General features: G+C 51.2%; 13 protein-coding genes and 4 tRNA genes. 10 read left to right on the top strand and 7 right to left on the bottom strand.

Annotated elements, in window-relative coordinates; genetic code table 11:
- Positions 1–67 precede the first annotated feature (67 nt).
- From BMX22_RS05470 to BMX22_RS05505, 8 genes are all read left to right on the top strand, one after another.
- Positions 68–2,047 (top strand): DNA gyrase/topoisomerase IV subunit B, encoded by a 1,980-nt coding sequence (locus tag BMX22_RS05470; RefSeq protein ID WP_074741411.1) that lies wholly within the window; start codon positions 68–70, stop codon positions 2,045–2,047.
- A gap of 54 nt (positions 2,048–2,101) precedes the next feature.
- Positions 2,102–4,345 (top strand): DNA gyrase/topoisomerase IV subunit A, encoded by a 2,244-nt coding sequence (locus tag BMX22_RS05475; RefSeq protein WP_074741413.1) that lies wholly within the window; start codon positions 2,102–2,104, stop codon positions 4,343–4,345.
- Positions 4,346–4,431: 86 nt separating this feature from the next.
- Positions 4,432–6,270, top strand: coding sequence for a glutamine--fructose-6-phosphate transaminase (isomerizing) (gene glmS / locus BMX22_RS05480; protein ID WP_074741415.1), 1,839 nt, complete (start codon positions 4,432–4,434; stop codon positions 6,268–6,270).
- Between the two features lie 288 nt (positions 6,271–6,558).
- On the top strand, positions 6,559–10,017 hold the full coding sequence (locus BMX22_RS16360) for a pectinesterase family protein (protein WP_074741417.1): 3,459 nt from the start codon (positions 6,559–6,561) through the stop codon (positions 10,015–10,017).
- 205 nt (positions 10,018–10,222) lie between these two features.
- Positions 10,223–10,298 (top strand) — tRNA-Val (locus BMX22_RS05490).
- Between the two features lie 2 nt (positions 10,299–10,300).
- Positions 10,301–10,377 (top strand) — tRNA-Asp (locus BMX22_RS05495).
- Between the two features lie 2 nt (positions 10,378–10,379).
- A tRNA-Gly gene (locus BMX22_RS05500) sits at positions 10,380–10,455 on the top strand.
- A gap of 2 nt (positions 10,456–10,457) precedes the next feature.
- A tRNA-Cys gene (locus tag BMX22_RS05505) sits at positions 10,458–10,532 on the top strand.
- A 155-nt stretch (positions 10,533–10,687) separates the two neighbouring features.
- On the opposite strand, the gene BMX22_RS05510 is transcribed toward BMX22_RS05505, so the two are convergent.
- Positions 10,688–13,558 (bottom strand): endo-1,4-beta-xylanase, encoded by a 2,871-nt coding sequence (locus BMX22_RS05510; protein WP_074741419.1) that lies wholly within the window; start codon positions 13,556–13,558, stop codon positions 10,688–10,690.
- A 406-nt stretch (positions 13,559–13,964) separates the two neighbouring features.
- Between BMX22_RS05510 and epsC the strand changes: the two genes are divergently transcribed.
- The gene (epsC, locus tag BMX22_RS05515; protein ID WP_074741421.1) at positions 13,965–14,924 is read left to right on the top strand and encodes a serine O-acetyltransferase EpsC; all 960 of its coding nucleotides are present in this window, start codon (positions 13,965–13,967) and stop codon (positions 14,922–14,924) included.
- Positions 14,925–14,960: 36 nt separating this feature from the next.
- Here epsC and BMX22_RS05520 read toward each other — a convergent pair whose 3' ends face one another.
- The 6 genes from BMX22_RS05520 to BMX22_RS05545 form a co-directional block, all read right to left on the bottom strand.
- Positions 14,961–16,271, bottom strand: a complete 1,311-nt coding sequence (locus tag BMX22_RS05520; RefSeq protein ID WP_074741423.1) for an ABC transporter permease — start codon at positions 16,269–16,271, stop codon at positions 14,961–14,963.
- On the bottom strand, positions 16,268–17,014 hold the full coding sequence (locus BMX22_RS05525) for an ABC transporter ATP-binding protein (RefSeq protein WP_074741425.1): 747 nt from the start codon (positions 17,012–17,014) through the stop codon (positions 16,268–16,270). The genes BMX22_RS05520 and BMX22_RS05525 overlap by 4 nt, the downstream gene beginning before the upstream one ends.
- Before the next feature lies 1 nt (position 17,015).
- Entirely contained in the window at positions 17,016–18,440 is a 1,425-nt protein-coding gene (locus BMX22_RS05530; RefSeq protein ID WP_074741427.1) for an efflux RND transporter periplasmic adaptor subunit, read from the bottom strand.
- A 269-nt stretch (positions 18,441–18,709) separates the two neighbouring features.
- A complete protein-coding gene (locus tag BMX22_RS05535) occupies positions 18,710–19,972 on the bottom strand; it encodes a DUF1015 domain-containing protein (protein ID WP_074741429.1) in 1,263 nt (420 codons plus the stop codon).
- A 4-nt stretch (positions 19,973–19,976) separates the two neighbouring features.
- Positions 19,977–20,546 carry a Maf family protein gene (locus tag BMX22_RS05540; protein WP_074741431.1) on the bottom strand — a complete coding sequence of 190 codons (570 nt, stop codon included), beginning with the start codon at positions 20,544–20,546 and terminating at the stop codon, positions 19,977–19,979.
- Between the two features lie 136 nt (positions 20,547–20,682).
- The gene (locus tag BMX22_RS05545; RefSeq protein ID WP_074741433.1) at positions 20,683–22,128 is read right to left on the bottom strand and encodes a leucine-rich repeat protein; all 1,446 of its coding nucleotides are present in this window, start codon (positions 22,126–22,128) and stop codon (positions 20,683–20,685) included.
- Positions 22,129–22,334: 206 nt separating this feature from the next.
- Here BMX22_RS05545 and BMX22_RS05550 point away from each other — a divergent pair, with 206 nt between their 5' ends.
- A complete protein-coding gene (locus BMX22_RS05550) occupies positions 22,335–23,975 on the top strand; it encodes a CotH kinase family protein (protein ID WP_074741435.1) in 1,641 nt (546 codons plus the stop codon).

Here is a 23,975-nt window from a genome sequence, read left to right on the forward strand (position 1 = left end):
GTATAATATTAAGGATTATTTTTTCTGAGGCGAAAGGAGCGTCGGCATCGGCCGACGGCAGGATATCATGGCAAAAAAGAAGGATTACAGCAACGAAAGTATAACGATGCTGAAGGGCGCGGACAGAGTAAGGCTCCGTCCTGCGGTCATCTTCGGCTCTGACGGTCTTGACGGCTGCGAGCATTCCGTTTTCGAGGTCATCTCCAACTCTATAGACGAGGCGAGAGCGGGCTACGGAAACAAGATAATCGTCACCCACTACAGAAACAACGACATTGAGGTCGAGGACTTCGGCCGCGGCTGTCCCGTCGATTACAACAGCACCGAGCAGCGCTACAACTGGGAGCTCGTCTACTGCGAGCTCTACGCGGGCGGCAAGTACGACCCGAGCGGCGAGAGCTATGAATTCTCGCTCGGTCTGAACGGACTTGGTCTGTGCTCGACGCAGTACGCCTCCGAGTATATGGACGTCGAGGTCGTGCGTGACGGCTTCAAGTATGAGCTCCACTTCGAGAAGGGCAACAACGTCGGCGGACTGAAGAAGGAGCCGTCAAAGCGCAAGCAGACAGGCACCAAGACCCGCTGGCGCCCCGACCTCGAAGTATTCACCGATATAAACATATCAGACGAATTCTTCCACGATATCCTGAAGCGTCAGGCAGTCGTAAACCCGAATATTCTGTTCGTATTCCGCTCCGAGAACGAGGCAGGCGGCTTCAATGAGACCGAATTCTTCTACGAGAACGGTATCACCGACTACGTAAGCGAGATAGTCGGCGATAACTCGCTGACCACGATACAGCACTGGACAGCCGAGCGGCGCGGCAAAGACCGCGAGGACAAGCCCGAATACAAGGTCAAGTTCGACGTGGCGCTCACCTTCTCGAACAAGGTGAAGATGAAGGAGCACTACCACAACTCAAGCTTCCTCGAGCACGGCGGCTCACCCGAAGAGGCAGTCAAGCGCGCGCTCCCAGCGCAGATAGACGCCTATATCAAGTCAGTGAACGGCTACCAGAAAAACGAGAGCAAGATAAAGTATGAGGACGTCGAAGAATGCCTCGTACTGATATCCTCCAACTTCTCCACGCAGACCTCATACGCCAACCAAACCAAAAAGGCTATCACAAATAAATTCATACGCGAGGCAATGACGGAATTCCTCCGCCACCAGCTCGAAGTCTACTTCATCGAAAACCCCGACGAAGCCAAGCGGATATCCGAGCAGGTGCTGCTGAACAAGCGCAGCCGCGAGAACGCAGAACGTACCCGCCAGAATATGAAGAACAAGCTCACGGGAAAGATAGACCTCGCGAATATGGTCGAAAAGTTCGTGGACTGCCGCACTAAGGACGTAACACGCCGCGAGATATACATCGTGGAGGGCGACTCGGCGCTCGGTTCGGTAAAGCTGGCAAGAGACGCCGAATTTCAGGCAGTCATCCCCGTCCGCGGAAAGATACTCAACTGCCTCAAGGCGGAATACTCCAAGATATTCAAGAGCGAGATAATCACCGACCTCATCAAGGTGCTCGGCTGCGGAGTCGAGGTCACCTCGAAAGCGAACAAGGAGCTCTCCTCTTTTGACATCAACAACTTCCGCTGGAACAAGATAGTTATCTGCACCGATGCCGACGTCGACGGCTTCCAGATACGCACGCTGATACTGACGATGCTGTACAGGCTGACTCCAAAACTGATAGAGGAGGGCTACGTATACATCGCAGAATCGCCGCTCTTCGAGATAAACACGAAGGAGAAGACCTACTTTGCCTACACAGAGCAGGAGAAACAGCGAATACTCGAGATGATAGGCGACAAGAAGCACACGATACAGCGCTCGAAAGGTCTCGGTGAGAACGAGCCCGATATGATGAGCCTCACGACGATGAATCCCGATACCCGCCGCCTCATCAAGGTCACGGTCGACGACATCAAGGATTCCGCAGAGGTGTTCGAGATGCTCCTCGGCGACGACTTGCAGGGACGAAAGAACTATATCTCCGAGTACGGCGCCGACTACCTCGACCTCGCCGACATCTCATAACAGCGCAGACCCTGACTCCGCATGATAATCATAACATAACCAAAGGAGAACACAATGGCAAAGAAGAAAAACTCCTCAGACAAGGCGCCCGTATTCAAGCACGAGGCGTATATAGAGGGCTCGGGCAGCGTAGTTGACCAGCACATCACGGACGTACTGAAAAGCAACTATATGCCCTACGCGATGAGCGTCATCGTATCGCGCGCCCTGCCCGAAATAGACGGCTTCAAGCCGTCTCACCGCAAGCTGCTTTACATGATGTACAAGCGCGGGCTCCTCTCCCCCGACAAGGAACGCTCGAAGTCGGCAAACGTAGTCGGCGAGACGATGAAGCTCAATCCGCACGGCGACCAGGCTATATACGAGACTATGGTGAGACTCACCCGCGGCAACGAGTCGCTGCTCCACCCATACATCGACAGCAAGGGAAACTTCGGAAAGCAGTATTCGAGCAAGACGCGTTTCGCGGCAGCACGATACACCGAGGTCAAGCTCGAGAAGATATGCAATGAGCTCTTCCGCGACATCGACCACGACACGGTCGATTTCGTCCCCAACTACGACAACACCATGCAGGAACCTACCCTCCTCCCCGCGACTTTCCCGACGGTGCTCGTGAACTCCAATACGGGTATCGCCGTATCCATGGCGAGCAACGTCTGCCCCTTCAATCTCGCGGAGATATGCGAGACCACGATAGCCCTGATGAAGGACCCGAACCACGATATCCTCAGCACACTGAAAGGACCCGATTTCCCGGGCGGAGGCTTCCTGCTGTATGACGAGGCAGAGCTCGGCAAGGTCTACGAGACAGGCAGAGGCAGCCTGAAAGTGCGCTCCAAATACAGCTTTGACAGCGATTCCAAGTGCATAGAGGTCACACAGATACCGTATACGACCACCGTTGAAGCGATACAGGACAAAATAATCGAGCTCATCAAAGCAGGCAAGATACGCGAGATTTCCGATGTCCGAGACGAGACCGATATCAACGGTCTCAAGCTCGCAATAGAGGTAAAGCGCGGCACCGACCCTGACAAGCTCATGCAGAAGCTCTACCGCCTCACCCCCTTGCAGGACAGCTACCCCTGCAACTTCAACATCCTCATCGCGGGAACTCCGAAGGTAATGGGCGTGCGCGAGATACTCACAGAGTGGACAGCCTTCCGCGAGGAGTGCGTGATGCGCCGTACCTACTTCGACCTCCAGAAGAAGAAGGAGAAGCTCCACCTGCTCGAAGCACTGTCGAAGATACTGCTCGACATCGACAAGGCGATAAAGATTATCCGCGAGACCGAAGAGGAAGCGGACGTCGTACCGAACCTCATGATAGGCTTCGGAATAGACGAGATACAGGCTGAATACGTGGCGGAAATAAAGCTCCGCAACATCAACCGCCAGTACATCCTCCGCCGCGTCGAGGAGGTCGACCAGCTCCGCAAAGACATCGCGGAAATGGAGGACATACTCCGCGACAAGAAGAAGATACGCAAAATAATCATCGAGGAGCTGAAAGAGGTCTCGAAGAACTACGCTCAGCCGAGACGTACATTCTTCTACTACCAGTCCGACGTCGAGGAGGAAGAGGACGTAGACGATACGCCCGATTACGCGGTCAACCTCTTCGTCTCCGAAAGCGGCTACTTCAAGAAGATAACGCCCCAGTCGCTCCGCATGAGCAGCGAGCAGAAACTCAAGGACGGCGACTATATCAGCCAGACCTTCGAAGCGACGAACAAGACCGACCTCATCTTCTTCTCGGACAAGGCTCAGGCGTACAAGTCCAAGGCAAGCGCATTCGACGACACAAAGGCGAGCGTCATGGGCGACTATGTCCCCGCCAAGCTCAGCTTTGACGAGGGCGAGAACCTCCGCCTGATGATACCGACCACCGATTACAGCGGCTACATCATATTCTTCTTCGAGAACGGCAAGGCGGCGAAGATACCGCTCAAATCGTACGAGACCAAGACCAACCGCAAGAAGCTCGCCAATGCATATTCGGACAAGTCACCGCTCGTTGCGGCAGTTTTCGTGAACGAGGATGCGGACATACTCATCCGCACTACATCGGGACACGCCCTCGTGTTCAATTCGGGGATGATACTGCCCAAATCAACGCGCGATTCACAGGGCGTACAGGTAATAACGCTGAGGAAAAACGCTCAGCTCGCTTCGGCAAAGACGATAACGGAGGAGGAAGCTCCCGAGCTCGAGAAGTACCGCGCAAAATCCGTGCCCGCGGCAGGCAAGCCCGCAAAAGAGCTCGGCGACAGCAACCAGCTTAGCTTCACATAAGGAGCAAACGCGGTTGACAAACCCGCCCAATACGTGTATAATAGAATAAACTGCGGCACGCCGCAGGTCAGAGGAGGACAACAACTATGTGTGGAATAGTCGGATTCACAGGCTCCGCTCAGGCAGCTCCCATACTGCTTGACGGACTCTCAAAGCTCGAATACAGAGGCTACGATTCAGCGGGAATAGCAGTCCGCGACGGAAGCAATGATACAGAAATAGTAAAGGCAAAGGGCAAGCTGAAAGTGCTTGAGGAAAAGACCAACGGCGGCAAGGCTGTAAAGGGCTGCTGCGGCATAGGTCATACACGCTGGGCTACTCACGGCGAGCCCTCGACACTCAACGCTCACCCTCACGCCAGCGACGACGAGAACGTCATCGCCGTACACAACGGCATCATCGAAAACTATCAGGAGCTCAAGGAGAAGCTCACCAAGAGCGGCTACGAATTCAAGTCGCAGACCGATACAGAGGTCGCAGTGAAGCTCATAGACTACTACTACAAGAAGTACGGTCTCGGACCCGTTGACTCCATCGCGCGCGCAATGATACGCATACGCGGCTCGTATGCGCTCTGCGTGATGTTCAAGGACTACCCGAACGAGATATACACCGCGCGCAAGGACAGCCCGATGATAATCGGCATCGCAGGCGGCGAAAGCTACGTTGCCTCCGACGTCCCCGCGATACTGAAATATACACGCAATGTGTACTACATCGGCAACATGGAGATAGCAAGACTCGAAAAGGGCGCAGTAACGTTCTATAACATCGACCGCGAGGAGATAACCAAGGAGCTCGTTGAGATAAAGTGGGACGCCGAAGCTGCCGAAAAGGGCGGCTACGAACACTTCATGCTCAAGGAGATACATGAGCAGCCCAAGGTCATCCGCGACACCATCAACTCCGTAGTAAAAGACGGCAGGATAGTCCTCGACGAATTCGGACTCACCGACGACGAAGTCAAGGAGATACAGCAGATATACATCGTAGCGTGCGGCTCGGCATACCACGTTGGCATGGCGATACAGTACGTCATCGAGGAGCTCACCACTATCCCCGTCCGCGTAGAGCTCGCGTCGGAGTTCAGGTACAGGAAGATGCCGCTGAACAAGAAGAGCCTCGCTATAATAATCAGCCAGTCAGGCGAGACCGCCGACAGCCGTGCGGCTCTCACGCTTGCAAAGGAAAACGGCATCAAGACGCTCGGCATTGTAAACGTCATCGGCTCGAACATCGCAAGAGACGCCGACAACGTCTTCTACACACTTGCAGGTCCCGAGATATCGGTCGCTACGACTAAAGCATACAGCACACAGCTCATCGCGGGATATCTGCTCGCAATGCAGCTCTCGAAGGTGCGCGGCGAGATAACAGACGAGCGTTTCGCTGAACTTCTTGATGAGATACAGACCATTCCCGACAAGGTCGAGAAGATACTTGAGGATAAGGAGCGTCTTCAGTGGTTCGCGGCGAAGTTCGCGAATATCCGCGACGCATTCTTCATCGGACGCGGCATAGACTACGCAGTCAGCCTCGAGGGAAGCCTTAAAATGAAGGAGATAAGCTACATCCACTCCGAGGCATACGCCGCAGGAGAACTCAAGCACGGACCTATCTCCCTCATCGAGAACGGCACTCTCGTTATCAGTGTGCTCACTCAGCAGGCACTTTTCGAGAAGACGGTGTCGAACATGGTCGAGTGCAAGTCCCGCGGCGCATACATCATGGGACTGACCACCTACGGCAACTACAGTGTTGAGGACAACGCCGATTTCACAGCATATATCCCCAAGACAGACCCGCTGTTTGCGGCGAGCCTTGCGGTAGTACCGCTTCAGCTTCTCGGCTACTATGTATCGGTAGCAAAGGGGCTCGACGTCGACAAGCCGCGAAATCTCGCAAAGAGCGTTACAGTTGAATAACCACAAGGGAGCACTTAGGCTGCTCTCCTTAGCGGAAAAAAGTGGGCTACCGAGCCGTAAAGTAACGGCTCATATTTGGTATCCTGCGAAACCGCCAAAGGGGGCTCCCCTTCGGTGCTCCCTTTTTGCTGCCACTCAGGGGCGTACTGTGTATAAAAAATCAGTCTCATAGCACAAAAAGTCATTTACAAGCTGTTCACATTATGATATAATATGATAAATAGTATGCTTTCGAGAGGATAAATTGTTTAATTTATCCAAATAAGCATATGGAAAAGGAGTATTATTATGAACAGCAGAGCAAGAAAACAAACTCTGACTGTTGTGGCAGTTTTTGCCGTCGTGTGTATGCTGGTAAGTCAGCTCCTCGCCTTCCCGCAGAGGACTGCCAGCGCCGCGGGCACTGACCTGTATGTAGGCTATACAGGCAAGGCAAACAACTTCTCAACTGTTCAGGACGCCGTAAACAAGGCGGCAAGCCTCAATCCCTCAAACGAGAACAGCCGCGTGACTATCCACATCGCTCCAGGTACTTACCGCCAGCAGGTAGTGGTACAGACGCCATACATCTCATTCGTCAATGACGAGCCGCAGAAGGGCGACGCTGTCCTCACATGGTACTACGGCATAGGCTACAAGTACTACAGCGCCAACTCCAAGGGCTATTATGACGCTTCACTTGCAGCTTCAAAATCGGGCAAGAACGTCGCGAACTACCGCTGGGGCGCTACTGTACAGCTCTGGCCCAAGGCAACGAACTTCAAGGCGCAGAACATCGTGTTCGAGAACTCCTTCAACCGCTATATCACGAATGAAGAGCTCGCAGACGGCGTTGAATGTACAAATGAGACGCTCACCGTACAGCGCAATCAGGGCGTTGACGTGAAGTCAAAGGCTTATACCGAGCGTGCAGCTGCTTTGTCAGCCGATACCTCATACTGCGAATTCCTGAACTGTAAGTTCCTGTCCAGTCAGGACACGCTCTACACGGGCGGAGCACCGCAGTATTACAAAAACTGCGTTATCGAAGGACAGACCGACTACATATTCGGCGGCAGCAACGCCGTATTCGACAGCTGTGAGCTGCGCTGGAAGGGCTACAGCTCGGGCACTACAGGCGGCTACATCACAGCAGCAAGAAGCGGCAGCATCACCAATTACACGGGCTACCTCTTCAAGGACTGCAAGGTAACAGGCAGCACACAGCTCGCTGTTACCCCAGGCTACCTCGGCAGACCGTGGGGTCAGGACGCGAAGGTGCTCTTCGTGAACACCACCCTCCAGAACGGCAACATGATACGCGCCGAGGGCTGGTACTCCATGAGCGGCGTTCAGCCCGAGACAGTCAACGGCTTCAAGGAGAACGGCACAAAGCTCGCTAACGGTCAGCGTGTCGACCTCTCACAGCGAAAGGGTCATACCGTCTCCGACAGCGACGCAGCAAATATCAACATCATAAACTATATGAACAACTGGACTCCCTCCTACATCAACGGCAGCGGACAGCAGCCTCAGCAGCCCGATAATCCCTCGGTTTCCGATGCTGTCAAGCTCTGCGGAGGCTGGTTCGAGGAGGCGTTCGTCGAGTGGGACAGCTCCAAGCTCGGCAGCAATGTAAAAGTAAGCTTCGCACAGTCGGGCACAGGCTCATTCACGCCCGTTGATTCGCAGCTTATCCGCAATAATCGCGTTGATATCCCCGGGCTCAAGGGCAATACCAAATATGACATAAAGCTCGAAGGCTCGGGCGGCTCGGCAGTATGCACAGTCACAACTATGGCTTTCGACCGCAGCGGATATGCTCACTACAATTACAAGGGTGTGGGAGCCTATAATGACGACGGCACCCTAAAATCCGGCGTTACCGTCATCTACGTCACCAACGCCAACAAGGACACCATAACCTATGGCGGAAAAACAGGACTTTATGACATCTTTTACAGTGCGAAGCCTTCAAACGTAGTGTTCCGATTCATCGGCACTATCGGAGTTCCCTCGGGAGCAAAGGCTAACGACGGCAAGCAGAACGACGGTTCAAGTATGCTCTATCTCCAGAATGCTGAGAATGTTACCATCGAGGGTATCGGATATGACGCAAACCTCGATAAATGGGGATTTGAAATGAAGCGCAGCAAGAGCTGCGAGGTTCGTAATCTCTGGCTCGGCAAATACCCCGATGACGGTATCTCCATGACAGGTTCGTCCGATAACAAGTCATCACATATGTGGATACACAACAACAGCATCGAATCAGGCTATAACGCCTATGCAGGCAACGGCACCGTCGATGCGGATAAGGCTGACGGCGACGGCTCGACAGATATCAAGTGGACAGAATATGTTACGATTTCATATAACGTTTACAAGGACTGCCATAAGACTTCACTCGTCGGCGGCGGTACGACTCATATGCAGGACTGGATAACCTACCACCACAACTGGTTCAACAATACGGAATCACGTAATCCGCGCGCGAGAAACGCACATATCCACAGCTTCAACAACTACTTCACAACAAACAAGCAGTACGGTATCGGAGCTTCATACAACTCAAAGGTGTTCTCGGAAGCAAATTACTTCGAGAAGACAAATCTCCCGCTCGATGCTGTAAACATGGGCAGCGACGCTTACTCGGGAACTATCAAGTCCTACAACGACAAGTTCGACAGCTGCTCAATGGGCAGCGGTCTCGCATACAAGATAGTCAGCAGCCGAAACGAAGCAGCTCAGATAGGCAACCTCAAAGCAGGCGGCGACGGCTACGACAACTTCGACCTCAATATGTACAGCTATTCCGCTCAGACTCCCGATCAGGCAAAGGCATCTGTCATCGACCTCGCAGGCCGTATGCAGCAGAAGGCGTACAATGCTGGCAGTGTATCGCAGGGTCAGCAGGGACAGGGTCCCGACCAGCCCGAGGAAGGCATAAAGAGCACGCTCATAAGCAAGCTCGAACCCAAGGACGCTTCCTACGGCTTCCTCTGGAACATCAAAGAGAATGTGAATTCGGGCGATAAGGCATTCGCAGACCGCGAGCACACTATCGCTTCTCTCCCCTCTTACATTGCAGGCGGCGAGCAGATACTCACAGCGTGCGACTCCAAGAAGACGGACTCCGACCTCGCAGTTATCACAGCGGCTAAGGATATCACGGTCTATGTCGCACTCGACCAGCGCGTCGAGAATCCTCCTTCATGGCTCGGAAGCTTCCAGCGCATGAATGACGTAGTAGAAGTCAACGACGGCGAGTCGATAAAGGCATTCACACTCTATGCCAAGGAGCTGAATGAGGGCGGAACGCTCACTCTCGGCACCAATGGCATGAGCGGCGCGTGCATGAACTACACAGCCTTTGCGGCAGAAAAGCCCGCAGAAACAACTACTTCAACGACCGAGACTACTACAACGACTACAGAGACGACTACCACTACAACGACCGAGGAAACGACCACCACGACAGAGACTCCCACTACATACGAGGAGACGACCACAGAGACCACGACGACTGCAACAGCCGCCGACGAGACACTCTACGGAGACGCCAACCTCGACGAAAAGGTCTCTATCGCAGACGCAGTCGCTATCCTCCAGCACCTCGGCAACAAGGACAAGTACGGACTGAAACCGCAGGGGCTCATCAATGCGGACGTATGCGGCGGCAAGGACGGCGTAACAGCAATGGACGCATATACTATCCAGAAAATAGATGCAGGAATGCTCACAGAGAAAGACCTGCCGATAGCATAAAAACAGCCGAAAGTCAAAAGGGAGAGCAGCAATGTCTGCTCTCCCCTTTTATATGGCGGAAAAAAGAGTAATTTTACACCAAAGTAATGCATATGATTGAGTGTATGAGGTCTCAAAAAATTTTTTTGAAAAAATGAAAAAAAACGCTTGACAAAATGCCCGGGACGTGGTATAATATACAAGTCGTCAGGCGACAAATACGGTCGGGGGTTTAGCTCAGCTGGGAGAGCATCTGCCTTACAAGCAGAGGGTCATAGGTTCGAGCCCTATAGTCCCCACCATTGGCCCGGTAGTTCAGTTGGTTAGAACGCTAGCCTGTCACGCTAGAGGTCGTGAGTTCGAGCCTCATCCGGGTCGCCAATGCGGATTTAGCTCATCTGGTAGAGCGCCACCTTGCCAAGGTGGAGGTAGCGAGTTCGAGCCTCGTAATCCGCTCCAACGGCGCTATAGCCAAGTGGTAAGGCAAGGGTCTGCAACACCCTGATTCCCCAGTTCAAATCTGGGTGGCGCCTCCACGCCAAGCAGGCGTACACAATTTCGCGGTTCAGTTTTCTGAGCCGCGAATTTTTTTATCCCGAACCCCCCTCGCAGAGCCAGGGGGGTTCGGGATACAACCAAAAAACGGAGCGGCATAAAAGCCGCTCCGTTTTGATGTCATTTCACTTTTCAATTAACCTTTCAGAGGAAGGTCAGACTGTCTGTAAGTACCTGCATCGACCTGCTGGATGACCAGAGCGTCCTTAGCAGTAACGCCCTCGTTGCCGTCAACGTCAGCGTTTATCAGACCCTGAGCCTTGAGACCGTACTTATCGCGGTTGCCGAGGTGCTGGAGTATCGCTACAGCATCAGCAACGCTTATCTTACCATCGAGGTTAGCGTCGCCGTAGTCAGCATCAGCGGGAGCAGCAGTTGTAGCTGTTGTAGTGGTTGTGGTAGTAGTTGTTTCCTTAGTAGTTGTAGTAGTAGTCGGCTCTTCTGTAGTAGTTGTAGTAGTTGTTGTGGTGGTAGTAGTTGTTGTAGTTGTTGTGGTAGTAGTTGTGGTTGTTGTAGTTGAAGTAGTTGTCGTCTGCTTCTCTGCTGCTAAAACCTGAGCAGGGATAGCAATGATGTCCTTGTAGAATGACTTAGGCTGGCAGTTGCCGTCGAAAGGAAGGGGCTTACCGCCGTCCTCGTAACTATTTCTCCAGCTTGCAGAGTCGCAGTGACCCCAGAGTGTAACGCTTGAGATATTGTTGTGACGGATAGCTGCCTGTCTGAAGATGTCAACGAAGAGGTCAGCACCCTTCTGGTCAGCACAGTTTGTAACGTCGAGCTCAGTTATCTGAACGTCGAGACCGAGGCTGTTGAAGAGGTCGATAGCGTCAGCGTAAGTGCCGAACTTGTTGTCAGTAGACTTTGTAGCGCTGCCCGATTTACCGAAGTCAGCAGCGTGCATATGAGACTGCATACCGATACCGTCGATATAATCGCCTGCTGCCTGTATCTTCTTAGCCATCTTGTAGAGGTCGTCGCGCTTCTTCATGAAGTACTCGTTATAGTCGTTCATGTAGAGCTTGCAGCCCTCGGGAGCGTACTGTCTCGCATACTTGAATGCGTTGATAACGAACTCGTCGCTGTGGTAGCAGCTCCACCAGTTTGAATACTCGCCGCCGTCTCCGCGGAATCCGCCGCCGTCGTTCTTGAAGAGCTCGTTGCAGACATCATATGAGTAAAGCTTAAGGTTAGGATAATCTCTCTTGATAGTATCAAAAGTGTTCTTGATCATGCTCTCGAGGCGCTTGTTCATGCGCTCGGGAGAAACCATAGCGCCGTTATCGCTGAAATTCTCTCTGAAGATCCAGCCTGGAGTCTGCGAGTACCATACGAAAGTATGACCGCGGAGACCGATGCCGTTCTCCTCGCAGAACTTGAGGATAGGAGCAGCTGAAGAGAGGTTGATAGCGATGTTGTCGCCTGATGAACGGCTGCGGTCGCAGATAGAATCGGGCTTCATCTCGTTCTCACAAGTGATAGAGTTGAAGTTCTGCTTGATGAACTGCTGAACCTGCGGGTTCTGGATATTGCGGGCATTAACAGCCGTACCGAGACGGAAGCATTCGCCGTAGTAGTCCTTGAAACCTGTACCGTTCTTGTCGTAAGTGTAATTGTTGTTCTGATGAGCAGCGATACCCTCGGGAGAAGAGATAACTGCCTGTGTAGTTGTGGGATCGGAATAGCTGCTTGTAGCAGTAGTAACAGTGGGAACGGAAGAACCGTCAACTGTACCGCCGCCTGTCTTTACGGAAGAAGCCTTGCCTTTCTCGGAAATCTGGAGAGAATCTATCCAGAGGTCTGTGAGGCTGTCGGGAGCTTCGATGTAGAGAGTCATGCTTGAAGCGCCTGAGGGAACAGTGAACGAAGTGTTCTCGAGCTTAGTCCACTCGCCGCTCTTAGCGGTCTCCTTAGCAACGTCAGCCCAATCCTGAGTGCCGCCTGATGTGTACTCGAGGGAGAGCTTGAGAGTTGTGGACGAGCCGCTCTGCTGGAGACCCGCTGCACTGATGCTGTAGGTCTGACCGGGAGCTAAAACAGAGGAATCAAGCTTGATAGCAGCGCCGTGCCAGTTATCGCCTCTGTTGGAAGCCTTGAGCGAGCTGCTGCCGTCGTAGTAATTCTTATTGTCTACGGAAACAGAAGTGCCGTTGCCTCTGCCTGCGAAGTCGCCCTTACCGTTCTCGAAATTCTCGGTGAGGAAGTCGCCGTTCGCGTCAGCCTTGGGAGGATCAACGGGGTCATCGTGGTCGGGAGGGATAGTCTCTGTGATGTTGAGTGTCTTAACGTCAGCCTGACCGTCGCTCTCCCAGCCCTCAACGTTGAAGGCTACCTCATAGAGACCGCCCATCTTCATGCCGAGGGACTCCCAAGCCTCGAAGTGCTTGGAAATGCTGATAGTACCCTTTGTTCTTGTATCGCGGCGAACGCTGATGTACTGTGTGAAAGCCTTGTTTCCCTCGATAGTGTAGGAATTCATTGGGTTTGTGAATACATCGTAAACGCTGCCGTCAATAGTTACCTGCTTAGCGTTGTTTGAAGTCGGACGCCAGTTTTTCCAGTCCTCGATGATGTAGAACTCAACGAGAGGATTCTGAGTCCAGCCGTAAATGCAGATACGCGAGTTACCCGAGGAACCTGCCGACCAGCTGCAATCGAAATCGCAGGTGAATCCGCCGTAATCCTGCCAGTGCTTGGGGTTGTTGAGTCCGTAGAAGAGTCCGCGGCGAGCGAGGAAGTTTCCTCTCGAGCCGTTAGGACCGCACTTCCAGCTCGTTCCGAAGCCGCCTCCGTTGTCATAGAGCGTCATAGTGGACGAGTTAGGAGTGTCCGCCTGCCATATCTCGTGGTGGTAGCCGTTGTAGGTACCTGTATCCTGAGTATGGCTCGGGCTTGTCTGCAATACCTTGTCAGCGTGCGCGCTCATCAGTCCGCCGAGGCTGACGGACGACATACAAACGAATCCAGCGACCACACCGCTCACAAAGCGTCTGATACCGTTCAATCTCATGTGAATCATTCCTTTCATTAAATGATAGAATCATACCGCGTCGGGCGCAGAGCCCTTCTCTGTGTCCCTCCCCTACGCAGATTCTGTACATATTTTATTACGTTTTTATGAATAATTCAAGTCATTTTTTGCTGTATAATTTTGAATCGGTTATTTCTTGCTATTTTTTCCTGATGTAAGTGAAAAAAATCCTTAAATTTATGCTGCTCTCGGCTAATCACCGTCAGCCCCTTCCACAATATTTGGTCAGTTGTACTTACAAATCTGAATACTTGGTCTGTACAATCCTGCAAGAATATCTATCATTAAGACAAAAAACGCAGCTTTGCCTCCGCGCCTGTTGCATTTTTTATGATTATGTGATATAATATAGTGAAACGATAGGCATTACAAGGAGGAACCGCATATGTCTCACAAACTTGAGGACAGGATAAACCACCTCGTAGATACACTCATAGACGACTACGGTCACAACCGAACGATAGACAAGACCGTTGCATTCGACCACCCCGACAAGGAAAAAGTCATCGCGATCATCCTGCGGCTTCGCAACATCATCTACCCAGGCTACTACAAGAACGACCGCTTCCACTTATATACGGTAAGAAGCAATATAGCCGTGCAGCTTGAGGACATCATACACAATCTCTCGCAGCAGATATCGGTCGTGCTGCGCTACAATCCCAAGTACGAGAACGCGCCGCAGTGCGAAATAGAGCAGTCTGCAAAGGAGATCACGCTCGACTTTCTCGAGAAGCTGCCAAAGATACGCGACTACATCGCAACAGATGTCGAGGCAGCCTTCAGCGGAGACCCCGCCGCCTTCAACAAAGAGGAGATAATCTTCTCATATCCGGGTCTGTTCGCAATACTCGTCAACCGCATCGCCCATGAGCTTCACCTGCTCGGCGTACCGCTCATCCCGCGCATCATGACAGAGCACGCCCACAGCGTCACGGGCATAGACATACACCCTGGCGCCTCAATAGGCAAATACTTCTTCATCGACCACGGCACGGGCATAGTTATCGGCGAAACGACAAAGATAGGCGACAATGTCAAGATTTATCAGGGCGTTACTCTCGGAGCTCTTTCCACACGCGGAGGACAGCTTCTGAAAAACCGCAAGCGTCACCCCACCATAGAAGACAACGTCACGATATATTCGGGAGCGTCCATACTCGGCGGCGAAACTGTCATCGGACACGACGCTGTCATCGGAGGCAATGCGTTCATCACAAAGTCAGTCCCTGCGGGAGCAAGGGTCAGCATAAAAAATCCCGAACTTCGCGTGAACTTCTCGTCGGATAAGCCTGTCCAGCAGACCGAGCTCACGCAGGACGAAACATGGTTCTATATCATATAAGCAAAAAACCGATGCAAAAGCATCGGTTTTTTTGTATCAGTCGTAACGCAGTGCGTCTATAGGATTCATCTTTGCAGCCTTGCTTGCAGGGTAATATCCGAAGAACACGCCCGTGAGCATGGAGAAGATGATAGAGACCACGATAGCCAGCGGCGAAGGTACCATAGTTATAGTGCCGAGCACCTGCTTAGCCGTCGGGATACTTCCGATGATGAGGTTCGCGATAACTCCCGCGAGGAAGCCGTTGAACAGACCGAGGAACAAGCCGATAAGACCGCCGATAAGGCACATTATCATAGCCTCGGTAACGAACTGGAGCTTGATAGTAGACTTCTTTGCGCCTAGTGCCTTGCGGATACCTATCTCGCGGGTACGCTCGGTGACGCTTACAAGCATGATGTTCATAACTCCGACGCCGCCTACGATGAGCGAGATAGAAGCGATTACCGCTACGAAGATGGTGATGACATTGATGACGATGTCGATTATCTTCATTGTATCCTGATTGCTGAATACGAGTGTCTCGAAGTTTTTGTTTGCGGGATATTCCTTCTCAAAGAACGCTGCAACATTAGCCTTGGCAATCTTGCCGTCAGTCTTGGGGTCAAACGAGAGCAGCCAGTACATATATCTCTCCTCGCCGTAGCTGCCCTGCATCTCTTTCGCTACGGAATTGGGGATATAAACGGGAGTTTTGATATCCTCCTCCCTGCCCATGGCTACGCCTGAAAACAAAGAATTATAGTTGCATACTCCGACAATTGTGAACTCATACGGAAGTCCGTTATCAGCAGCGACCAGCTTGATGGTCTGTCCTATCGGCTCCTCATGGTTCTTGAAATACTGCCGCACAAAAACATTCGTTACCACGCAGGTGTACTTCTTCTTAGAAACATCGTCCATGGATATCATACGTCCTGCAAGCAGTCTCGAACCATCGTTGTCGAGAGTACCGTTATAGGCGCCTGTTATCTTTGTCCCGACGTCTTTGCCGAGAGAATTCTTGCTGGATGCTTCGCAGACGTAATTCGATTCAGCTATGCGTATATCGGGATATTCCTTGACGAGCTTCTCGACCTGTGAATACGTGATGAAGTCGTCAGGTGAAATCGAATCATAAGCGACGTCAGAGTCGACACTCGGTTTTGGCGACACATATACCTCCATTACGTTCGAGCCGAGAGAGTTGAGCGTTGTCGTGATAGTCGAGCGAAGTGTCGTTCCGAGCGTTGTTATCGTGATAACAGCGCAGATACCGATGATTATACCTATCATCGTCAGCAGTGAGCGCAGCTTGTTAGCCATTATGGAGCTAAGTGCCATTTTAAGGTTTTCCCAGAGGTTCATTCAGCGCTCACCTCCGTTTCACTGTTCAAAGCATCAGGCTTTTCCTTATTCTTATCGCCCGTATCCGAAATTATCGAGCCGTCGCTTATAGTAACGATACGTTCTGTTTCAGCGGCAAGCTCGGGGCTGTGAGTGATGAGGACGATAGTCTTGCCCTCCTCATCGTGAAGCCTGTGGAAAATATCCATTACCATATGTCCCGTCTTGCTGTCGAGAGCGCCCGTAGGCTCGTCGGCGAGAATTATCGACGGATCGTTTGCCATAGCTCTTGCGATGGCTACACGCTGTTTCTGACCGCCCGAGAGCTCGTTCGGCTTATGCGTGTATCTGTCCTGCATATCTACGAGCTTCAGGAGCTCCATAGCGCGCTCCTGACGCTCCTTCTTCTTCATGCCCGCATAGAGCATGGGAAGCTCAACATTTTTAAGTGCATTAGCTCTTGGGATAAGGTTAAAGGTCTGGAAAACGAATCCTATCTCCTTATTTCTTATCGTGCTGAGCTGCTTGTCGTTAAGACGGCTCACGTCGGTGTCGTTGAGGAAATATGTACCCTCGGTAGGTCTGTCGAGCGCGCCTATCATATTCATGAGCGTACTCTTGCCCGAACCCGAAGCACCGACAATGGCAACAAATTCACCCTCGTGTATATCGAGGTCGATGCCGTTGAGTATCTGCAGCTCATTCGGCTGACCGATATAATAACGCTTGATGATATTTCTCATCATTATCAGTTTTCTTGCCATATTACTCACCACTGTTTTCGTCGGGATCCGTATATGGCTCTGCGATAGAAACATCCTTTCCGTCAGTTACGGCGTTTGCGGAAACGTCGGTAAGGATAACATCGCCGTCGCTGAGCTCGGAGGAAGTTATCTCGGTGAGGTAATTTGTCTCCATGCCCTTCTCGACCTTTACTTCCTTTGCCTTATAGCCCTTATCGCCGTTCTTCTCGGCGATGAAGACGGAGAATGTGCCGTCGTCGTTCTGCTTTATCGAATCATAGGGAACAGCGAGCACGTTTTCCTTCTTGTCGAGGATTATCTTAGCCTTTGCAGTCATACCGATGAGGAGCTTGTCGGCACCGCTGTCGATAACGATCTCCGCGGAGTAGCCGCCGCCTTCCTTCGTGCCTGTATACGCATTGGTGTACTGACCGCTCATGATGTTGACAACGCGCTCTACCTTGCCCGTGAACTCCTCTTCACCCGTAGCAGTGGTAGTGATGACAGCCTTCTGTCCCTCCTTGACGCTGAGAATATCAGCCTCGTTGATGGAAACGTTTATCCTCAGCGAAGTCGTATCCTCGATCGTCATGAGAGCCTCTGTCGTCGGGAAGCTTCCTTCGGCAATGCTCAGAGAAGTGATGACACCGTCCTTGGTAGCCTTGACAGTACACTTGTCTATGCTCTCCTTGAGTTTATCAAGCTGATCCTGTACCGTGTTATCGGTGCTGAACTTCTCATCGTCGATAGCCTCCTGAGCAGCCTGTATAGCAGCGTCAGCAGACTTTGAAGTGTCGTTGTAGGCATCGCGTGCAGACTGTACAGCCTCATCGTACTGGCTGAGAGAGTCGCCGAGAGTCTCGTACTGCTCATATATGACCTTGTACTGCTCATAGAGCATAGCGGCAGCAGCGTTGTCGGTCTCATTTTCGTACTTCTCGTATGCCTCATCTACCTCTCTTCCGAGCTTATCATACTTGGAATAAGCAGAATCTCTTGCAGAAACAGCATTGTCGATACCGCGCTGAGCCTTTTTAAGAAGGTCGGTCTTCTGGCTCTTGGCATCCTGAAGAGCGCGCTGATTCTTCTCGTGGAAGCTGTCCTGTCTCGCCTGCGAGTTATCGGCAGTCTCCTTGAGCTTATCATACTGCTCCTGATAATCCGAGCTGTCGAATACACAGAGCACATCGCCCGCCTTGACAGCGTCGCCGACGCCGACATTCAGAGTCTTTACCTTAGCGGTAAGGTCGCTTGTGACCTTAACGATATTCGAGCCTTCAACGGTACCCGAAACGCTTATAAAGTTCTCGACGTCGGTGTGCTCGACGGTATATGTAGTAATAGGAATATTTATAAGGTCGTTGATCCCGCACGAAGCAGCTCCGCACAGAAGTGCCGCAGATATGGATAAAGCTGCAGCGGTTCTCAAAATAGTGTTTTTGTTCATATGAACAATACTCCTTTCGTCTTGATATTGACAATTATATCACACACTTTAGAGTTTGTCAATATTTTCACGTATTATTACAAAAAAGTAATTTTGCGAAATACCGCTGAAAAAAATGTCTGTTGGTCATTTACTGTATCAGCCGTATTAGTACAGGTATATTCTATCACAGTGTTATGTTTTTGTCAAGCAAAAAAACTCTGACCGCAATAATTGGTCAGAGTTTTTGTTTTCATCATCTAACAATTTATACAACACCGCACAAAGGCTTACTCGGTTATCCTTCTTGCCTCGATGTAAAAGCGCTTATCGTCGGCGTGACCCATAGAGAAGGTCTTTCTCGGGAGAGCGCCGTCCTTGATGACGGTCGGGAAGAGCTCCGACTTGTCCATATCGGGAAGAATGAAAGCGATACCGCTGTGCTTCTCCGCGAGCGCCTTTACGTTCTCGATACCGTGGATATAGTCTATCTTGCCGCCGTTAGCCTTGATATAGCCGTCGAGATAGTTCTGGAGCGAGCCTACCGAAAGGTTTGAGGTGGCATTGTGGATGTAGAGCTTCTTCTCATTTCCGCGGCAGACGATGTCCACCCACTGAGCGGAAGGCTCCTCGGAAAGAGCGAGAGATTCGGTAAGTCCCGCAATGAGCTTGTCGCAGTCAACATCGTAAACAAGGCGGTATATAGCCTCGAACTTGAGAGCCTCGCTGTGCAGGTCAACTATCTCCGCGAGAGCAAAGCGAGCAGGGTGGTTCGAGAAGTCCTTGTCGGGATTCGCCTTTTTCAGCTGCTCGTAGAACTCCTTGGCTGTCGCGAGGGAGTGGTTGCCGTCGCCCATAGCGTAAAGGAGAACGGGCTGTCCGCTGAGGCCGTACTTCTTGTTGAAGGTGTCGGGCTCCGCGAGAGCCGTGAGCGCTGAATCTATCTTCTCCTGAGCCGCCTCGTCCACGAGGTAGCCGCTGATGCTGCCGCCGTTCTGCATGAGCTTGGTATCGTAGAGCTTCTTCATCGAGGACTTGTCAAGCGCGCCGATGACGGTGTCCTCGGGGTCATCTATGAGTATCATAATGTGCGGGAGCTCGAGAGGCGCACCGTTTCTCACCTTTATTCTGGGCGGAATACGCTCGATAACGGTAGCCTCCGTAGCACGCACCTCAGAGGTGCTGCCCTTGGAGAAGTCATATTTTTCGAGGTCTATCGCGCCGATAAGTCCCTTGCGGACAATGCCGTTGCTCTGAACGCGTTCAACGTAGACCATAGCGTTCTTATACTCGGTGAAAATGCCTTCGGCTATGTACTTGTCCATAGCCTTGTGTATCCCGTCGATACGCTGTGCGACGTCGCTGTCCTCGAGGTAAAGCTCGGGAAGTATAAGGCTCAGGGTCGAAGGTGCAGCACCGACCTCAGCCTTTACCGCGTCCCAGTATTCGGGCTCGCTGGTATACTGGTCGCAGGCGATGACCGCCCACTTGCTCATATCGACGGTCTCGTTCGGGATAAGGATATCCGCGTTGTGGAATGCAGTTGAGTTCATATTATTACTCCTTTATTGATGATATAAAATTATTCAGTTCCTGATTCAGACGTGAAACCGGAAGTCCCACCACGTTGAAATAGTCGCCGTTTATCTTCTCCACGAGCAGTGCTCCCCTGCCCTGAATGCCGTAACCGCCCGCCTTGTCGTAGGGTTCGTCGGAGGAGATGTACGCCTCTATCTCGTCGGCAGTAAGCTTGCGGAAGGTAACGTCGGTCGTCTCCGAGAAGGAGGAGGTAGAGCTGCCGTACATCAGCGTTACGCCTGTCACGACCTGATGAGTGCGTCCCGAGAGGAGCTTCATAAAGCCGCGGCACTGCTCTGTATCGGCGGGCTTGCCGAGGATCTCACCGTCAGCGATGACGGTCGTATCGCAGCCGATGACAACGGCATCGGGATTTTTCAGCGAAGCTCCGAGTGCCTTTATAGTGGCGAGATACTCGGAGGCGAGCATAGGCGGGATGCCCTCGGGGACAGTCTCATCCGCGTCGACCGAAACGGCGGTGAAGTCCTCGGTTATGAGCTTCATCAGCTCTCGCCTTCGCGGCGAAGCGGAAGCAAGTATAATATCCATAGTATTCTCCTTTGCAGTCAATAGAATAATTCTATCACATTTGCGGCGCCGTGTCAATCGTTTGCGGAGGCAAAAATGTAGGGGCGCACGAATGCACCCCCTACACATATTAGTACAAAAGATTTTGAAAAAGATATCACCTTGCATTTTCTACAATGACGTCGCAAATATCCTTGAGTTTCTCCCAATCATACTTAAAGAAATCATGTCCATTACTTAGAATGGCTATATTCTTATTATCAGGTTCATAGCCCGATTCATCAAAACTAAAGTCCATTCCATAGAAACGGAGATAGTTTTTATCGGGATACAGAATGACCTCGTCTCCATAATCATTGGTATAGCTCAGGCATTTATCAGACCATGTGTGTTTAGCATCATGGTAGAAATCCAAATAATGCATATATGCGTCAAAATAATAGATATTATAATGATAATAGTGATATGGTGTATCGCTTTCAACGGATGTTATGTGATTAAAGTTATCGAGTGTGTAATAATATATCCTCTGTTCCATAGTTCCAAATGGTTCAGGCCATTCATAATTCAGTCCGTCAAATTCAGGGTCAGGGTTTTCAACAGCCTCAAAAAGCACATCTTTAGCTTCCTCATATCCGAGATAGACCTCGATAGTATCAGCACCGCCTGTCGAGACGTAAGCGTAGTAGCCCAGCATTGCGGATGCGTCCTTTGCGTCAGCCTTGCCGTCCTTGTTGATGTCTGCGGCGTTCTGTTCAGCCTCTGTCAGCGACGATTCCCCGCCCGTGGAGAGCTTAGCATATTCAACGAGCAAGAATGATGAATCCTTTGCGTCAATTTTTCCGTCGCCTGTCGGGTCGCCGAAAGTCGGTTTTACAGAAGCCTCACCGAGAGATTTGAATTTCCTGTCGTATAGTTTAGCATATGCTTCAGCCGTAGAACCGCTATATCCGCAAATTGTTCCATTAAATTCACCGTTAAACCCGTCTGATATAGTTTTTGCCATTTTAAAAATAATACAATCAGGATTAAGAATAGTGATAGACTCCAAATGCGAACACGCAGAAAAGGCTTCTTTTCCTATCACTTCTACAGATTCGGGCAGAACAATGCTTTCAAGTCCAGAGCAACTGCCAAAAGCATTTTTACCGATAGTTTTTACAGAATCAGGCAGCTCCACACTTTTCAAAGAATAAATACCTTGAAAAGCTCTCTCATTAATGGTCGTTACAGTATCGGGAACTTTTATAGTGACATCTCCTAAAAAATATCCCCCAACTAATTCATCGTGGACTTGCTGTATCAAATTATTCTTGTTTCCTATAGCGGTAACAGACACATTGTCTGCTTTGCTTGGTATATTAAGAGTAACGTTTTTCTTCTCATTCAAGTCGACAGGAACATCAACTTGCTCCAAGACCGCATGGTCGGAAAAGACTACGAATTTATATGTATAGCCGTCCTTTTCAATCGAAACAGTTTTAGATTCATCTGCCGCATTAGCCGTAATATAGCCGTTTGTCTGATATGTCCCCATAGCCGCGGGAGCTCCGCATACGATACTGCAAGCCATTACAGCCGCCAAAACTTTTCTCAATTTCATATAAACTCCTCCTCAGGATAATATATATAATTAATTATACCACAAAAAATAAAAGAATCAAGTTTTTCTACGAAATTTGTCCGTTTTGCACAATGATATTTGGCGTTTTGTTCAACACTCGTTGTTTCACGTGGAACAATTGTTCTGCTTGCTATTTCCATGCATTTGTGGTATGATTCTAATATACTGTTTTTGGAGTTGAAAATATGAAAAAATCTGCATTTTTACTCGTAATATCACTCGCCGCATCAGCACTCTTCAGCTGTGATGAAGGCTTGCCCGTATCGTCGGTGACCACCCCCGAAACGACCGCTCCGACCCAAGCCGCACCTACAGAAACATCCGCGGAAGCGCCTACCGAAGCCAATATCCCGACATCTCTCCCCGTGCTCGCAATTCAGACCAAGAATACCTCTCCCGACGCCATTAAATTCGTAACAGAACCTGTTTCACGTCACGTAGCTGAGGCTATTTCTTCGTGGACTCCAGGCTATAAAATGCCGCCAGAGCCTTATTATGAAGACTGTTACGTAGCACTAACAAATGCAGACGGTTCTGCTGCGCTCTCTCAGAGCTCGGCACAGGTGAAGGTGCGCGGAAACTGGACTACCTTATACGACAAGAAGCCGCTAAGGATAAAATTCGACGAGAAACAGAGCCTCCTCGGACTGAACGACGGCGCGGAACAGCGCAACTGGCTGCTTCTCGCGGAGTATAAGGACGCTTCCATGCTCAGGAACAGGGCGGCGCTCTATGCGTCGCGGGAGATACTCTCCGCGGACGGGCTTTTCGCTGCCGATACCGAGCTCGTACAGGTTGAGATAAACGGCGAATACTTCGGTATGTACCTGCTCGCTGATATGCAGCAGGTAAGCTCGCACAGAGTCAACGTAACCGAGCCCGAAAAAGGCTATACGGGTACGGATATAGGCTATTTTCTTGAATTCGACGGCTACTACGTCAACGAGGATGACCTGCACGGATTCCCGCTTGACCTCGCGGACAACGCTCCCCTGCTCGCATATGACGGCGGCTCGGACGAGGTATGGGTACAGGCTCTGCCGAAGGACAGCTCCGACCCTGTAAAGCCTGTTGGCGTATCTATTAAAAGTACCGTAAATTCGCAGGAACAGCACGATTTCATCGAGAGCTTCGTCAACAACGTCTATACTATTATGTATGAGGCGGCGTATAACGACAAGGCTTTTGTCTTCAACAGCGGTTATACCGCCATTTCCGAGACGTCCTCACTAACGCCGCAGCAGGCTGTCGAAAATGTCGTGGACGTGCAGTCGCTCGCGGATATGTACATAATCAGTGAGCTCACCTGCGACGCCGATATCTACTGGTCGAGCTTCTTCATGGACGTCGACTTCGGCGCTGACGGCAATAGGAAACTGACATTTGAGGCTCCGTGGGACTTCGATTCCGCTATGGGCAACAAGGACCGCTGTATCGACGGAAAGGGCTACTATGCGTCGAATAAGGTCCCCGATGTGAACGGCGGCTCGAAGGGCGGCGGCGAGTACGATACCGTAAACCCGTGGCTCGTCGTTCTTGCTCATGAGGACTGGTACCGCGATATCGTGAAGTCTACATGGACAAGAGCCTATGACAGCGGCGTTTTCGACCGCACCGTGGAGCTCATCGAGAACGATAAGGTGCAGTTCAGGGACGACTTCGAGAAAAACTATCAGAAATGGAACAATATAAAGAATAACGGCGATTTTGTCAATGAGCTTTCTGCTCCCGCCCGCAAGTGCAGGACCGAGGAGGAGGCTGCCGATTTTCTCATAGAATGGCTCAAAAACAGAGTGGAGTTCCTCAATTCGGAGTTCCACGAATAA

The organism is Ruminococcus sp. YRD2003 (assembly GCA_900109435.1).
Classification (GTDB): Bacteria; Bacillota; Clostridia; order Oscillospirales; family Ruminococcaceae; genus Ruminococcus; species Ruminococcus flavefaciens_G.

What these genes read in the sequence shown, in the direction of transcription:
- BMX22_RS05470 (WP_074741411.1), top strand. Translation starts at nt 68, where the DNA reads ATGGCAAAAAAGAAGGATTACAGCAACGAAAGTATAACGATGCTGAAG.
- BMX22_RS05475 (WP_074741413.1), top strand. Translation starts at nt 2,102, where the DNA reads ATGGCAAAGAAGAAAAACTCCTCAGACAAGGCGCCCGTATTCAAGCAC.
- glmS (WP_074741415.1), top strand. Translation starts at nt 4,432, where the DNA reads ATGTGTGGAATAGTCGGATTCACAGGCTCCGCTCAGGCAGCTCCCATA.
- BMX22_RS16360 (WP_074741417.1), top strand. Translation starts at nt 6,559, where the DNA reads ATGAACAGCAGAGCAAGAAAACAAACTCTGACTGTTGTGGCAGTTTTT.
- BMX22_RS05510 (WP_074741419.1), bottom strand. Translation starts at nt 13,558, where the DNA reads ATGAGATTGAACGGTATCAGACGCTTTGTGAGCGGTGTGGTCGCTGGA.
- epsC (WP_074741421.1), top strand. Translation starts at nt 13,965, where the DNA reads ATGTCTCACAAACTTGAGGACAGGATAAACCACCTCGTAGATACACTC.
- BMX22_RS05520 (WP_074741423.1), bottom strand. Translation starts at nt 16,271, where the DNA reads ATGAACCTCTGGGAAAACCTTAAAATGGCACTTAGCTCCATAATGGCT.
- BMX22_RS05525 (WP_074741425.1), bottom strand. Translation starts at nt 17,014, where the DNA reads ATGGCAAGAAAACTGATAATGATGAGAAATATCATCAAGCGTTATTAT.
- BMX22_RS05530 (WP_074741427.1), bottom strand. Translation starts at nt 18,440, where the DNA reads ATGAACAAAAACACTATTTTGAGAACCGCTGCAGCTTTATCCATATCT.
- BMX22_RS05535 (WP_074741429.1), bottom strand. Translation starts at nt 19,972, where the DNA reads ATGAACTCAACTGCATTCCACAACGCGGATATCCTTATCCCGAACGAG.
- BMX22_RS05540 (WP_074741431.1), bottom strand. Translation starts at nt 20,546, where the DNA reads ATGGATATTATACTTGCTTCCGCTTCGCCGCGAAGGCGAGAGCTGATG.
- BMX22_RS05545 (WP_074741433.1), bottom strand. Translation starts at nt 22,128, where the DNA reads ATGAAATTGAGAAAAGTTTTGGCGGCTGTAATGGCTTGCAGTATCGTA.
- BMX22_RS05550 (WP_074741435.1), top strand. Translation starts at nt 22,335, where the DNA reads ATGAAAAAATCTGCATTTTTACTCGTAATATCACTCGCCGCATCAGCA.